Below are 13,291 nucleotides of genomic sequence, written 5' to 3' on the forward strand. Positions count from 1 at the left end.
TCGACCCGTTGCGCCGGCTTCAGCGCCGCTGCCAGGCGTCCAGCAGCCGGTCCAGGCCGGCACGATCGGCGGCGGTGCCGTAGGTGTAATGGTCCGGCCGGACCAGGGCCGCGTGCACGCCGTGCCGGTGCAGCCAGGTGGCGACCACGGCGTCGGCCTCGGGCTCGTGCACCAGGTCGATCAGCGCCAGGCCCGGCAGGGCATCGGCCGGCAGCCGGCCGTCGCTCACCAGGCGCCAGCCGCAGCCGTGGCGCCGGTCCATCAGCGTGCCGTCGGCCAGCCGCGGCTGCGGGAACAGCGTGCCGGCGCCGGGCGTCGGGTGGATCAGCCCGGTCTCCAGTGGCGGGAGCACGTCCTGGCGCGGCGTGTCCCTGACCACGCCGCCACATTCGGCCAGCAGCCGGGCGTCGCGCGCGCGGGCCCGGACCGGGTCGCGCTCGCAGATCACCGCGCCCACGGCCTTGATGCGGGTGGTCAGCTCGCGCACATGGGCCTGGCGCTCGGCGCCGTAGCTGTCGAGCAGGCGCTCGGCGGCCTTGCCCTGCACCTCGCCCCGGGCCACGCTGATGAGCTTCCAGCACAGGTTGGCCACGTCGCGCACGCCCTGGCACATGCCCTGGCCCAAAAAGGGCGGCTGCATGTGGGCCGCGTCGCCCGCGATGAAGGCCCGGCCCGCGCGCCAGCGCTCGGCCACCAGCGCATGGAAGCGGTAGCTGGACTGGCGCCACAGCGTGCCGTCCTCGGGCGTGAGCCAGCGCGACAGCAGCGCCCAGGTGCGCTCGGGCGTGGCGGCCTCCCTGGGGTCTTCACCGTCCTTGAGCGAGATCTCCCAGCGGCGGTGGTTGGCCGGGCCGATCACGTAGGTGCAGGGGCGCTCGGGCTCGCAGTACTGCACGCTGGTGGCGGGCAGCTTGGCCAGGCCTTGTTCGTTGGCCAGCACGTCGACCACCAGCCAGGGCTCGTCGAAGTCCAGGTCGACCAGGCCGATGCCCAGCTGGCCACGCAGGCCGCTGGCGCCACCGTCACAGGCCAGCGCCCAGCGGGCCCGCACCCGGGCGGGGCTGCCGTCGCTGCAGCTGATGTCCAGGGTCACGCCGTCGGCATCCTGCCGCAGCTGGCGCACCTCGGTGGACAGCGCCACGGTGACCGAGGGCAGCTCGGCCACGCGGGCCCGCAGCGCGCGCTCCACCGGCGGCTGGGTGAACACCAGCGACGGCGTGTAGCCCTGCGGATACGGCGGCGCCACCATGGTCATGCGGCGGATCAGCTGGCCGTCCACGCCGAAGTACTCGGAGTTGGTGAAGGGCTCGAAGTACGGGGCGATGGCGTCGATCACGCCGATCTGCTGGAACACCCGCATGATCTCGTGGTCCAGCGCAATCGCGCGCGGGATCTCGTGCACGTCGGGCAGGCGGTCGCCCACCCAGACCTTCAGCCCGGCCTGGCCCAGCAGGGCCGCGGCCACCGCACCCGCCGGGCCGAAGCCGGTGATCGCCACGTCGAACAGCTCAGCCCCTCGGCCGTCGGGTACGACGCCCGATCCCCCGAGGGGATGCGGGGCCGCTTGGGAGCGGCCCGGCGCCGGCCCCGCACTGGTTGGGTCCGTCGCCATCGCTCAGGCCTCCTGCACGATGGGGTTGACCAGGGTGCCGATGCGCTCGATCTCGATCTCGATGGTGTCGCCGGCTTTCATCCACACCGGCGGGGTGCGGGCCTGGCCCACGCCGGCCGGCGTGCCCATGACGATCACGTCGCCGGCCTCCAGCGTCATGCAGTCCGACAGCAGGGCGATGGTCTCGGCCACGCTCCAGATCATGTCGGTGGTGCTGGCGTCCTGCATCACCTGGCCGTTCAGGCGGCTCCGGATGCGCAGGCCGGTGGCGCCGGGGGCCAGCTCGTCGGCCGTCACCAGCACCGGGCCGAAGCCGCCGGTGGCGTCGAAGTTCTTGCCGATGGTCCACTGCGGCGTGCGCTTCTGGTAGTCGCGCACCGACATGTCGTTGAAGCAGGTGTAGCCGAACACATGGTCCAGCGCGTCGGCCTGGCGGACGTGGCGCGGCACGTCGCGGCCGATCACCAGGGCCAGCTCGGCCTCGTAGTCGAACTTCTCCGACACCCGGGGCAGCACGCCGGCCGCGCCGTGGCCGATCAGCGAGCTCTTGCCGCGGAAGAACAGCCAGGGGTAGTCGGGCTTGTCTCTGCCGCCTTCCCTGGCGTGGTCGAAGTAGTTCAGGCCCAGGCAGATGACCTTGCCGGGCTCGGGCACCAGCGGGGCCAGCGTCAGGCGGGCCAGGCTCAGGCGCGGGGCATCGCTGGTCAGCGCCGCCTGCGCGGCGGCGGCCAGGTCCGTGCCGGCGGCCAGCGCGGCGCGCAGGTCGGCCGGCACCTGGGGCTGGGCGTCGTTCAGGTCGATGACCTGGTCGCCATGGACCAGGCCCAGGCGGGTCTGGCCGGCGCGGAGGTAGGTGGTGAAGCGCATGGTGTCGGAAGGGTGGGTCGGGTGGGTGCGATGGACGCGGGAATGCGGAACGGGCTCGGGCAGGGTGGCTGCGGCGCTGCGGCCGCAGGTCCCGGGGGCTCAGGCCGGCGCGAAGAACGTGCAGCGCTGGGCGGCCTTGAGCTCGGGGCGTGGCGGGCCGATGCCCCACTGGTCGACCCGCCCGGGTGGCCAGGTCCAGTCGCCGGGGGCCCCGGCCACGTGACCGTCATCGATCTGCTCGACCTCGGTCGTGTACTCGATGACCTCGCCGAAGGGGCCGATGAAGTAGTTGAAGACGTTGTCGCCCGGGCCGTGGCGGCCGGGGCCCCATGCGATCGGATAGCCCGCGTCGCCCATGCGGCCGCCGCCGCGCATCACGTCGTCGATGGCCGGCATCAGGAAGGCGATGTGGTTCAGCGCGTCGTTGTCGGTGTCGCCCAGCGCGATCGTGTGGTGGTCGCGGTCGCAGTTCATGAATGCCATGATCCGCGTGCGGTCGGCCAGCCGGAAGCCCAGCGCCTGCTCCATGAAACGCTGCGTGGCGGCCACGTCGTGGCTGTTGAACACCGCGTGCGCCAGGCGCTGGGGCACGTCCGGCCGGTCGGTGGTGTCGGCGTGGCCGGCGTCGCCATGCACGATGTGGAAGACGCGGCCGTGCGGGTCGGCGATGCGCAGGGCCTGGCCGCCGGCCGGGTCCCTGGAGGCGCGGGTTTCGTGCAGCACCCGCCCGCCCGCCGCCCGCGTGGCCTGGGCGATGGCGGCGAGCGCCTCGGCATGGCGGGCGCGCAGCGTGGCGTGGCGGATGCCCAGCGCCGCTGCGGCGTGCAGCGACAGCAGGTGGTGGTCGGCGCCGCTGCCCCGCAGGTAGAGCGATTCGGCGTCGCGCGAGACCACGCGCAGCCGCCAGATGTCGGTGTAGAAGGCTTCGGCGCGGGCCAGGTCGGGCACGTTCAGCGCCACGCTGCGCAGCGCCTGGATCCAGGGTGAACTCATCGGAGGGTCCTTGTCGTCAAGAGGGGCCGCGGGGCGCGGCGACGGGGCCGTGCGGCTCAGCCGGGCTGCAGGCCGGCGGCCAGGACGCCGGCGATGCAGATGGCCTCGTCCTCGTCGCCGCTGCCGCCGGAGGCGCCCACCGCGCCCAGCACGTGGCCATCGCCATCGGCCGACCGGATCAGCACCGCGCCGGTCTGCGGCAGGAAGCGACCCTGGGCGGTGGCGGCCAGCGTGGTGAAGAAGTTCGGATTCACCCGGGCCCGTTCGGCCAGCACCCGGCTGCTGGCCCCCAGGCCCACCGCCGCCCAGGCCTTGCCGGTGGCGATATCGGTGCGGAACATGCTGGCGCCGTCCTCGCGCTGGGCGGCCTTGAGGTGGCCGGCTTCGTCGAGCACCACCACCGCCATCGGGCGGTGGCCCGCCTGGCGCGAAGCGTTCAGTGCGGCGGCCAGGATGGCATTGGCCTGGGCCAGGGTCAGCGGGGTCATGGGTCGGTCTCCGGTCGGTGTTCCCGTGCACCTGTCGGGGCCGGGACGCTTCATTTGCCGTCGAGTCTAGAGAGACCGATGGAATCCATCCATAGGATGAAGCGTATTCGCTGAATCCATCTGGTGGATGATCGGGGCCCCGTCATCCGAAGGACCCGATCCATGGACATCCGCACCGTCGACCTGAACCTGCTGCTGGCCTTCGACGCGATGCTGGAGCAGCGCAGCGTCACCCGGGCCGGCGAGGCCATCGGGCTGAGCCAGCCGGCCATGAGCGCCGCGGTGGCGCGGCTGCGCACCCTGTTCGACGACCCGCTGTTCGTCAAGACCGGCGCCCAGATGCAGCCCACCGCGCGGGCGCAGGCCCTGGCCGAGCCGGTGCGGCGGGTGGTGCAGACCATCCGCAGCGAGATCCTGCGCCCTGGCGGCTTCGACCCTGCCCGCAGCGAGCGCACCTTCACGCTGATCACGCCGGACATCGGCGAGATGCAGTTCGTGCCGCCGCTGCTGGCGCGCCTGGCCGCGCAGGCGCCCGGGGTGCGGCTGAACGTGGTCTCGCGCCCTCGCACCGCCGCGGCCGACGCGCTGGCCAGCGGCGCCGCCGATCTGGCGATCGGCTATTTCCCCGACCTGAAGGGCGCGGGCTTCTTCCAGCAGAAGCTGTTCGACAACCGCCATGTCTGCATCGTGCGGCGTGACCATCCCCGGGCCGGCGACGGCACGATCCACCTGGACGACTACCTGGCGCTGGGCCATGTGGTGGTGCGCCCCGACGGCCGCGAGCATGTCTACGAGCAGCACCTGGAACGCCGGGGCATCGACCGCAAGGTGGTGCTGCAGCTGTCCCACTTCATGAGCCTGCTGCCGGTGATCGAGGGCAGCGACCTGCTCGCCACCGTGCCGATGGACCTCGCGCAGATCTGCCAGCGTTATGCGCAGGTCTGCATCCTCGAGTCGCCCATCAGCGCGCCGGCCATCCCGGTGCACCAGTTCTGGCACCGCCGGGCGCACAAGGACGCGGCGGGGGTCTGGCTGCGCGCCCAGGTGGCGACGCTGTTCGGGCGAGCGTCGGCAGATTCTTAACTTGCATCTAATTGTTGATTAACTTTCCTGGTGAATATTGATTTCCTGTTCACCATAAAGTCGCCTGCGCTGCGGTGGTCACCGTGACCGCCGCGGCCCGATGAGACGCCGCCGCCATGCCAGGGCGGTGGTCGTCGCCCCGTTCATCGCGCGAACCCAGACACCATCCAGGAGTGTTGAGTGAACAGAGAAGCCGCCGTCGCCGACCTGACGCAGGTCATGTCGAAATTCACCTCGTACATCGGCAAGCGCCTGCCGACCGACGTGACCCAGAAGCTGGGCGAGTTGCGCGAGAAGGAGGTGAACTTCCTGGCCAAGGAAGTCTACGAGTCGATGCGCCAGAACCAGATCGCCGCGCATGAGCTCGACCGCCCGAGCTGTCAGGACACCGGCGTGATCCAGTACTTCCTGACCGCGGGCGCGAAGTTCCCGCTGCTGGGCGAACTGGAAGACATCCTGCGCAACGCCACCCTGGGCGCCACCCGGGACGGCCCGCTGCGCCATAACGCGGTCGAGACCTTCGTCGAGAAGAACACCGGCACCAACACCGGCAGCAAGATCCCGTGGCTGGACTGGGAGATCGTGCCCGACGACGACAGCGTGACCATCGACGTCTACATGGCCGGCGGCGGCTGCACGCTGCCGGGTGCCGCCAAGGTGCTGATGCCGGGCCAGGGCTACGAGGGCGTGGCCGAGTTCGTGTTTGACGTGATCACCTCGCGCGGGGTGAACGCCTGCCCCCCGCTGCTGGTGGGCGTGGGCGTGTCGACCTCGGCCGAGACGGCGGCGCGCCTGTCCAAGAAGGCCATCCTGCGCCCTGTCACCTCGCGCCACACGAACGACAGCGCCGCGCTGATGGAAGAGCTGCTGGCGGATGGCCTGAACGAGCTCGGCCTGGGCCCGCAGGGCCTGACCGGCAATGCCAGCGTGATGGGCGTGAACATCGAGTCGTCCGCCCGCCACCCCTCCACCATCGGCGTGGCCGTGTCCACCGGCTGTTGGGCCCACCGTCGCGGCAAGATCAAGATCAACGCCGATCTCTCCTACGAAGTCATCTCGCACGAAGGATTCACGCTGTGATCAAGATCCTCACCACCCCCATCAAGGACGAAGACCTGGAAGCGCTGAACATCGGCGACGTGGTCTACCTGACTGGCACGCTGGTGACCTGCCGCGACGTGGCGCATCGCCGCCTGATCGAGCTCGGCCGCGAGCTGCCGGTCGACCTCAAGGGCGGCGCGATCTTCCACGCCGGCCCGATCGTGCGCCAGAAGGCCGACGGCGAGTACGAGATGGTCTCGATCGGCCCGACCACCAGCATGCGCATGGAGAAGTTCGAGAAGGACTTCATCGCGCAGACCGGCGTGAAGCTGATCGTCGGCAAGGGCGGCATGGGCCCGGAGACGCAGGCCGGCTGCGTCGAGAACAAGGCCGTGCATGCGATCTTCCCTGGCGGCTGCGCGGTGCTGGCGGCCACCAAGGTCGAGAAGATCGAGGCCGCCGAGTGGACCGATCTGGGCATGCCCGAGACCCTGTGGGTCAACCGCGTCAAGGAGTTCGGCCCGCTGATCATCTCGATCGACACCAAGGGCAAGAACCTGATCGAGGAGAACAAGGCCGTGTTCAACGCGAAGAAGCAGCCCATCCTGGAGCGCATCAACGCGCAGGTGCGCTTCATCAAGTGAGCCGCTCGCTCATGCCTTGAGCGGACCCACGCCGAGCAGGCCACCCCAGCGGTGGCCTTTTTCATGGGCGCCGTCGTGGCGGCGCGCCGGCCTCAGCCCTGTGCAGAGGGCGCCCGGCTGGCCAGCGACAGCTCCACGAAGTCCACGAAAGCGCGCACGCGCGCGGCCAGCTGGTGGCGCTGCGGGTACACCGCATGGATGTCGGCGTCGGGCGTGAAGTAGCCGGGCAGCACCTGCACCAGCTTGCCGCTCTTGAGCAGGCGCTCGATGTCCCACTCGGCACGCATCAGGATGCCGTGGCCGTCGAGCGCCCAGTTCACCGCGATCTCGCCATCGTTGGTGGTGAGGTTGCCGCGTGTCTTGATGGCCTCCTGCGTGGCGTTGCGGCCCCGGCCATGGGTGAGGCGCCACAGGCCGTAAGCCTCTTCGCCTTGGCGGATGCCGATGCAGTTGTGCTGGGCCAGGTCGTTGGGCACCTTGGGCGTGCCATGGCGCGCCAGGTAGGCCGGTGAGGCACACAGCAGCCGCCGGTTGGGGGCGATGCGCCGGGCGATCACCCGCGCGTCGGGCGGCTCGCCAAAACGGATGCAGACGTCGAACGCGTCTTCGGTCAGCGGCGGCGGGTGGACCGAGAGCTGCAGCTGCACTTCCACCTTCGGATGGGTGCGCACGAAGCGCGAGATCAGCGGCGCGATGTGGCTGCGGCCGAAGCCGAGCGTCGCGTTGACGCGCAGCAGCCCGGTGGGCGTGGAGCGTGTGGTGCCCAGCAGCTGCTCCATGTCGTGGATCTCGCCGAGGATGCGCCGCGCGTGCTCGAGGTAGGTCTCGCCTTCGGGCGTGAGGCTCATGCGCCGGGTGGTCCGGTTCACCAGCGACACGCCCAGCCGCGACTCCATCAGCGCGAGGTGCTTGCTCACGGCGGGGGTGGTGATGCCCAGTTCACGCGCGGCGGCGCTGAGGCTGCCGGCGCTGGCCAGCGCCGAGAAGAAGCCCAGGTCGGCGGGTTGGATGCCAGGGGTCATGGCTGCTTGATTGTTGACTTCAGGTGAAGGATGGCTTCACTTTAGCGGTGCGCCAGCGGGCTGTCCACTTTCTACAGTGCGCTCATCGATTCACACCCTGAGGCGCCACCGTTCGCCTCGCCACGGAGACAGACCATGAAGACCTACTCGATCGCGACCATTCCCGGTGACGGCATTGGCAAGGAAGTGGTGCCGGCCGGCCGCCAGGTGCTGGAGGCCCTGGCCCGCGACAGCCGGACCTTCGCCTTCAGCTTCGAGGACTTCGACTGGGGCGGCGACTACCACCGCCAGCACGGCGTGATGATGCCCGCCGACGGCCTCGACCTGCTGCGCGGCAAGGACGCGATCCTGTTCGGCTCGGCCGGCGACCCGGACATCCCCGACCACATCACGCTGTGGGGCCTGCGCCTGAAGATCTGCCAGGGCTTCGACCAGTACGCCAACGTGCGCCCGACGCGCATCCTGCCCGGCATCGACGCGCCGCTCAAGCGCTGCAAGCCCGAGGACCTGGACTGGGTCATCGTGCGCGAGAACTCCGAAGGGGAATACTCCGGCGTCGGCGGCCGGGTGCACCAGGGCCACCCGATCGAGGCGGCCTGCGACGTCAGCATGATGACCCGCGCGGGCGTCGAGCGTGTCATCCGCTTCGCCTTCACGCTGGCCCGCTCGCGCCCCCGCAAGCAGCTGACCGTGGTCACCAAGAGCAACGCGCAGCGCCATGCGATGGTGATGTGGGACGAGATCGCGCTGCAGGTCAGCCGGGACTTCCCGGACGTGACGTGGGACAAGGAGATCGTCGACGCGGCCACCGCGCGCATGGTCAACCGGCCGGCCACGCTGGACACCATCGTCGCCACCAACCTGCATGCCGACATCCTGAGCGACCTGGCCGCCGCGCTGGCCGGCAGCCTGGGCATCGCGCCCACCGCCAACCTCGACCCGGAGCGCCGCTACCCGTCGATGTTCGAGCCCATCCACGGCTCGGCCTTCGACATCATGGGCAAGGGCCTGGCCAACCCGGTGGGCACCTTCTGGAGCTGCGTGATGCTGCTCGAGCACCTCGGTGAGCACGAGGCCGCCCGCCGGCTGATGGCCGCCATCGAGCAGGTCACGGCCGACCCGGCGCTGCACACCGGCGACCTCGGCGGCCAGGCCACCACGGCGGCCGTGACCCGGGCGGTCTGCGACCTGCTGGCCGGCTGAGCAGCCGTCTTCCGAGCGGCCGGCCGGATGCACCCGGCACCGGCCCCGCGCCCGGCCCACGCGGGGCGGCTGCCGCCGCCGCACCACGCCGGATCTGCGACGGGTGCGGCCACCACCGGCCGCGGCGTGCCTGCGCGTGTCCCACAACCACAACCAAAACGACAGACAGGAGATCTCCATGCGCCACTGGTTTGGCAAGCTCTACGTCCAGGTGCTGATCGGCGTGTTCGCCGGCGTGGCCCTGGGCTTCCTCAAGCCCGACCTGGGCAGTGAATTCAAGCCGCTGGGCGACGTCTTCATCAAGCTGATCAAGATGGTGTTCGCGCCCGTCATCTTCGCCACCGTGGTGCTGGGCATCGCGCGCATGGAGAACATGAAGGAGCTGGGCCGGGTCGGTGCCCGTGCGCTGATCTATTTCGAGGTGCTGTCGACCTTCGCGCTGGCCATCGGGCTGGTGGTGGTCAACCTGGTCGGACCCGGCGAGGGCATGAACGTCGATGCCACCCAGCTCGACACCCGCGCCATCGCCAGCTACACCGCGACGGCGGCCAAGCCCGCGACCTTCGTCGACTTCGCCCTGAACCTGGTCCCCAGCAGCGTCGTGGACGCGCTGGCGAAGAACGACATCCTGCAGATCCTGGTCTTCGCGACGCTCTTCGGGGTCGCGCTGGCCCGCATCGGCCCCCGCGCGAAGCCGGTGGTCGAGTTCCTGGAGTCCTTCACCGACGGCATCTTCGCCGTGGTGGGCATGATCATGCGGCTGGCACCGCTCGCGGCCTTCGGCGCGATGTCCTTCACCATCGGCAAGTACGGCCTGGGCTCGCTGCTGTCGCTGGGCAAGCTGATGGGCACGATGTACATCACCTGCTTCCTGTTCGTCACCATCGTGCTGGGCGGCATCGCGCGGCTGTGCGGCTTCAGCCTGTGGAAGTTCCTGAAGTACATCCGGGACGAGCTCTTCACGGTGCTGGGCACCAGCTCGTCGGAGTCGGTGGTGCCGCAGCTGATGCGCAAGCTCGAGCATGCGGGCGTGTCCCGGCCGGTGGTGGGCCTGGTCGTGCCTTCGGGCCTGACCTTCAACCCCGACGGCCAGTGCATCTACTACACGATGGCGGCCATCTTCATCGCCCAGGCCACCAACACGCCGCTGACGCTGACCGACCAGCTGGTGGTGCTCGGGGTGCTGGCCCTGACGTCCAAGGGCTCGGCGGGTGTCACCGGCTCGGGTTTCATCACGCTGGCGGCCACGCTGGCCTCGATGGGCAAGATCCCGGTGGCCGGCATGGTGCTGCTGTTGGGCGTGGACCGTTTCATGTCGGAGGCGCGTGCCATCACCAACACCATCGGCAACGCGGTGGCCACCGTGGCCATCGCCCGCTGGGTGGGCTCGGTGGACCGCGAGCGCCTGGCCCGCGTGCTCGACGGCCAGGTGGAGCCCCCGGTGGCGCCCCCGTCCCCGTCCCTCGCGTCGGAGGCCGGCGTCGCGGCCGGTGCCGCCCCGTCGCTGCGCTCCGTGCAGACGGCCTGATCATCCCGGAAGGATCACGTCATGAGCCAGTCTGCCGAGCACGCGGGCGTGCAGGACCTGCTGCGCAGGATGTTCGATGCGGCCGTCGCCGCCGCCCAGCCGGCGCTGTGCGTGCCGCGCCACCTGCCCGATCCCCCCAGGGGCCGGCTGGTGGTGATCGGTGCGGGCAAGGCCTCGGCGGCCATGGCCCGGGCGGTGGAGACCTGCTGGACCGGCCCGCTGTCGGGGCTGGTGGTGACACGCTACGGCCATGCCGTGCCCTGCGAGCGCATCGAGATCATCGAGGCGGCCCATCCGGTGCCCGATGCCGCCGGCGAGACCGCGGCCCGCCGGCTGCTGCAGCAGGTGCAGGGCCTGGGCCCCGACGACCTGGTGCTGTGCCTGATCTCCGGCGGGGGCTCCGCCCTGCTGCCGCTGGCCCTGGCCGGCCTGACGCTGGCCGACAAGCAGGCGCTGAACAAGGGCCTGCTGGCCAGCGGCGCGACCATCAGCGAGATGAACTGCGTGCGCCGCCACCTGTCGGCCATCAAGGGCGGTCGGCTGGCGGCGGCCTGTCACCCGGCGCGGGTGGTGAACCTGCTGCTCTCCGACGTGCCGGGGGACGACGCGATCGACATCGCCTCGGGCCCCACGGTGGCCGACCCCACCACCTGCGTCGATGCGCTGGCCATCCTGCGGCGCCACCGCATCGACGTGCCCGCGGCGGCCCTGGCCCTGCTGGAGAGCGGCGAGGGCGAGACCCTCAAGCCCGGCGACCCGCGCCTGCCCGACATCGAGACGCGCTTCATCGCCACGCCGCGCATGGCGCTGGAGGCGGCGGCCCGGGTGGCACGCCAGGCGGGTTACCCGGCCCACATCCTCGGTGACGCGATCGAGGGCGAGGCCCGCGACGTCGCCCGGACCCTGGCCGGCATCACGCTGCCGAGCGCCCGCCATGGCCAGCCCTTCCGGCCGCCCTGCGTGCTGCTCTCGGGGGGCGAGACCACGGTCACGCTGCGTGGCCAGGGCCGGGGCGGGCGCAACGTCGAGTTCCTGCTGGCCCTGGGCGTGGCGCTGGGCGGTGCCGCCGGCGTGCATGCGCTGGCCGGTGACACCGACGGGGTCGACGGCCAGGAGGAGATCGCCGGTGCGCTGCTGGCGCCCGACACGCTGGCGCGGGCCTGGGCGCTGGGCATGAACCCGCGCGAGCGGCTGGACGACAACGACGCGCACGGCTTCTTCGCGGCGCTGGGCGACTCGGTGATCACCGGGCCGACGCTGACCAATGTGAACGACTTCCGGGCCATCGTCATCGATGCGCCCGCTGCCCAACCCCACGGAACCTGCTGAATGCAACATCCCTGCAATGCCAAGATCGTCGCCACGCTCGGCCCGGCCAGCGCCGACCGCGCGACCATCGAGGCGCTCGTGCATGCTGGCGCGGACGTGTTCCGCCTGAACTTCAGCCACGGCACCCATGCCGACCACCGCCAGCGCCTGGACCTGATCCGGGCCATCGAGGCCGAGCTGGGCCGCCCGATCGGCGTGCTGCTCGACCTCCAGGGCCCGAAGCTGCGCGTGGGCACGTTCGCCGACGGGGCGGTGGATCTGGTCGAGGGCGCGGCTTTCCGCCTGGACCTCGACCGCGGGCGCGCCGGCGACGTGCACCGGGTCGTGATGCCGCACCCGGAGATCTTCGCCGCGCTGCAGCCGGGCGCCGACCTGCTGCTCGACGACGGCCGGCTGCGCCTGCGGGTGCTGGACTGCGGGGCCGACTTCGCCGACACGCAGGTCATCAACGGCGGCCGGCTGTCCGACCGCAAGGGCGTGAACGTGCCGGGGGTCATGCTGCCCATCTCCGCGCTGACGGCCAAGGACCACGCCGACCTCGATTTCGGCCTGACGCTGGGGGTCGACTGGATCGCGCTGTCCTTCGTGCAGCGCGCGGCCGACATCAGCGAGATCAAGGCCATCGTGCAGGGCCGTGCGGGCATCGTGGCCAAGCTGGAGAAGCCGGCGGCGATCGAGCGGCTCGACGAGATCCTGGCCGAGACCGATGCGGTCATGGTCGCGCGCGGCGACCTCGGCGTCGAGATGCCCGCCGAGCAGGTGCCGGCCATCCAGAAGCGCATCGTGCGGGCCTGTCGCCGGCTGGGCAAGCCGGTGATCGTGGCCACCCAGATGCTCGAGTCGATGGTCGGCGCGCCCGTGCCGACCCGGGCCGAAGCCTCCGACGTGGCCACCGCGATCTACGACGGCGCGGACGCGGTGATGCTGTCGGCCGAGTCGGCCTCGGGTCGTTTCCCGGTCGAGTCGGTGGCGATGATGGACCGCATCATCGCCCGCACCGAGGCCGATCCGCAGCATCGCCAGGCGCTCGACGCGTCCCACACCCCGCCGCAGGCCGACACGGCCGACGCGATCGGCTGGGCCGCCCGCTCGGTGGCCGGTCTGCTGGACGTGGCCGCGATGGTCGCCTACACCAGCTCCGGCGCATCGGCCCTGCGCATGGCGCGCGAGCGCCCCCGCGCCAGGATCCTGGGCATGACGCCGCAGGTGAGGACGGCCCGCCGCCTGGCGCTGGTCTGGGGCGTGCATCCGGTGCTCTGCGAGGACGTGGCCAGCGTGGACGAGATGACGGCGCTGGCCCTGCGCACCGCCGTGCAGCGCCGGTTCGCCCGGCCCGGCCAGACGCTGGTGATCGCCGCGGGCATGCCCTTCGGCAGCCCGGGCACGACCAACCTGCTGCGCATCGCCCAGGTCGAGGGCGAGGTCGAGCCGCCGCCCGCCCCCGAGTCGACGATGGACAGCCCCGCGAGCTGATCCCGCCA

At 71.1% G+C, this 13,291-nt stretch carries 12 protein-coding genes; 7 read left to right on the plus strand and 5 right to left on the minus strand.

The genetic code is table 11. The annotated features are described in order from the left end of the window. Positions 1-19: 19 nt before the first annotated feature. The 4 genes from C7444_RS06250 to C7444_RS06265 all read right to left on the minus strand — a co-directional run bounded on the left by C7444_RS06250 (position 20) and on the right by C7444_RS06265 (position 3,960). Positions 20-1,498 (minus strand): bifunctional 3-(3-hydroxy-phenyl)propionate/3-hydroxycinnamic acid hydroxylase, encoded by a 1,479-nt coding sequence (locus C7444_RS06250; RefSeq protein ID WP_310732621.1) that lies wholly within the window; start codon positions 1,496-1,498, stop codon positions 20-22. A 117-nt stretch (positions 1,499-1,615) separates the two neighbouring features. Next, entirely contained in the window at positions 1,616-2,479 is an 864-nt protein-coding gene (locus tag C7444_RS06255) for a fumarylacetoacetate hydrolase family protein (RefSeq protein ID WP_110399970.1), read from the minus strand. Positions 2,480-2,578: 99 nt separating this feature from the next. Further along, positions 2,579-3,472, minus strand: coding sequence for a VOC family protein (locus tag C7444_RS06260; protein ID WP_110399971.1), 894 nt, complete (start codon positions 3,470-3,472; stop codon positions 2,579-2,581). A 56-nt stretch (positions 3,473-3,528) separates the two neighbouring features. Further along, positions 3,529-3,960, minus strand: coding sequence for a GlcG/HbpS family heme-binding protein (locus tag C7444_RS06265; protein WP_110399972.1), 432 nt, complete (start codon positions 3,958-3,960; stop codon positions 3,529-3,531). A 162-nt stretch (positions 3,961-4,122) separates the two neighbouring features. Here C7444_RS06265 and C7444_RS06270 point away from each other — a divergent pair, with 162 nt between their 5' ends. The 3 genes from C7444_RS06270 (at position 4,123) to ttdB (ending at position 6,728) form a co-directional block, all read left to right on the plus strand. Beyond that, positions 4,123-5,043, plus strand: coding sequence for a LysR family transcriptional regulator (locus C7444_RS06270; protein ID WP_110399973.1), 921 nt, complete (start codon positions 4,123-4,125; stop codon positions 5,041-5,043). A gap of 219 nt (positions 5,044-5,262) precedes the next feature. Beyond that, on the plus strand, positions 5,263-6,123 hold the full coding sequence (ttdA, locus tag C7444_RS06275; RefSeq protein ID WP_375136912.1) for a L(+)-tartrate dehydratase subunit alpha: 861 nt from the start codon (positions 5,263-5,265) through the stop codon (positions 6,121-6,123). Beyond that, positions 6,120-6,728: a L(+)-tartrate dehydratase subunit beta gene (gene ttdB, locus C7444_RS06280; protein ID WP_110399975.1), complete on the plus strand. Its 609-nt coding sequence runs from the start codon at positions 6,120-6,122 to the stop codon at positions 6,726-6,728. The genes ttdA and ttdB overlap by 4 nt, the downstream gene beginning before the upstream one ends. 92 nt (positions 6,729-6,820) lie before the next feature. Here the strand turns inward: ttdB and C7444_RS06285 are convergent, their stop codons facing one another. Next, positions 6,821-7,750, minus strand: a complete 930-nt coding sequence (locus tag C7444_RS06285; RefSeq protein WP_110399976.1) for a LysR substrate-binding domain-containing protein — start codon at positions 7,748-7,750, stop codon at positions 6,821-6,823. Positions 7,751-7,885: 135 nt separating this feature from the next. On the opposite strand from C7444_RS06285, the gene C7444_RS06290 reads away from it, so the two are divergent. The 4 genes from C7444_RS06290 to pyk all read left to right on the plus strand — a co-directional run bounded on the left by C7444_RS06290 (position 7,886) and on the right by pyk (position 13,283). Then, positions 7,886-8,953 carry a tartrate dehydrogenase gene (locus C7444_RS06290; RefSeq protein WP_110399977.1) on the plus strand — a complete coding sequence of 356 codons (1,068 nt, stop codon included), beginning with the start codon at positions 7,886-7,888 and terminating at the stop codon, positions 8,951-8,953. 178 nt (positions 8,954-9,131) lie between these two features. Continuing rightward, a complete protein-coding gene (locus tag C7444_RS06295; protein WP_110399978.1) occupies positions 9,132-10,481 on the plus strand; it encodes a dicarboxylate/amino acid:cation symporter in 1,350 nt (449 codons plus the stop codon). Positions 10,482-10,502: 21 nt separating this feature from the next. After that, entirely contained in the window at positions 10,503-11,810 is a 1,308-nt protein-coding gene (locus tag C7444_RS06300) for a glycerate kinase type-2 family protein (protein ID WP_110399979.1), read from the plus strand. Further along, complete coding sequence (gene pyk / locus C7444_RS06305; protein WP_110399980.1) at positions 11,811-13,283, plus strand: pyruvate kinase; 1,473 nt, start codon at positions 11,811-11,813, stop codon at positions 13,281-13,283. Positions 13,284-13,291 lie beyond the last annotated feature (8 nt).

The sequence above is a fragment of the Sphaerotilus hippei genome (assembly GCF_003201595.1).
GTDB lineage: Bacteria > Pseudomonadota > Gammaproteobacteria > Burkholderiales > Burkholderiaceae_C > Sphaerotilus > Sphaerotilus hippei.

Coding starts and splice junctions, on each gene's coding strand:
- ttdA (WP_375136912.1), top strand. CDS start 5,263: ATGTCGAAATTCACCTCGTACATCGGCAAGCGCCTGCCGACCGACGTG.
- C7444_RS06260 (WP_110399971.1), bottom strand. CDS start 3,472: ATGAGTTCACCCTGGATCCAGGCGCTGCGCAGCGTGGCGCTGAACGTG.
- C7444_RS06285 (WP_110399976.1), bottom strand. CDS start 7,750: ATGACCCCTGGCATCCAACCCGCCGACCTGGGCTTCTTCTCGGCGCTG.
- C7444_RS06255 (WP_110399970.1), bottom strand. CDS start 2,479: ATGCGCTTCACCACCTACCTCCGCGCCGGCCAGACCCGCCTGGGCCTG.
- pyk (WP_110399980.1), top strand. CDS start 11,811: ATGCAACATCCCTGCAATGCCAAGATCGTCGCCACGCTCGGCCCGGCC.
- C7444_RS06265 (WP_110399972.1), bottom strand. CDS start 3,960: ATGACCCCGCTGACCCTGGCCCAGGCCAATGCCATCCTGGCCGCCGCA.
- C7444_RS06290 (WP_110399977.1), top strand. CDS start 7,886: ATGAAGACCTACTCGATCGCGACCATTCCCGGTGACGGCATTGGCAAG.
- C7444_RS06270 (WP_110399973.1), top strand. CDS start 4,123: ATGGACATCCGCACCGTCGACCTGAACCTGCTGCTGGCCTTCGACGCG.
- C7444_RS06295 (WP_110399978.1), top strand. CDS start 9,132: ATGCGCCACTGGTTTGGCAAGCTCTACGTCCAGGTGCTGATCGGCGTG.
- C7444_RS06300 (WP_110399979.1), top strand. CDS start 10,503: ATGAGCCAGTCTGCCGAGCACGCGGGCGTGCAGGACCTGCTGCGCAGG.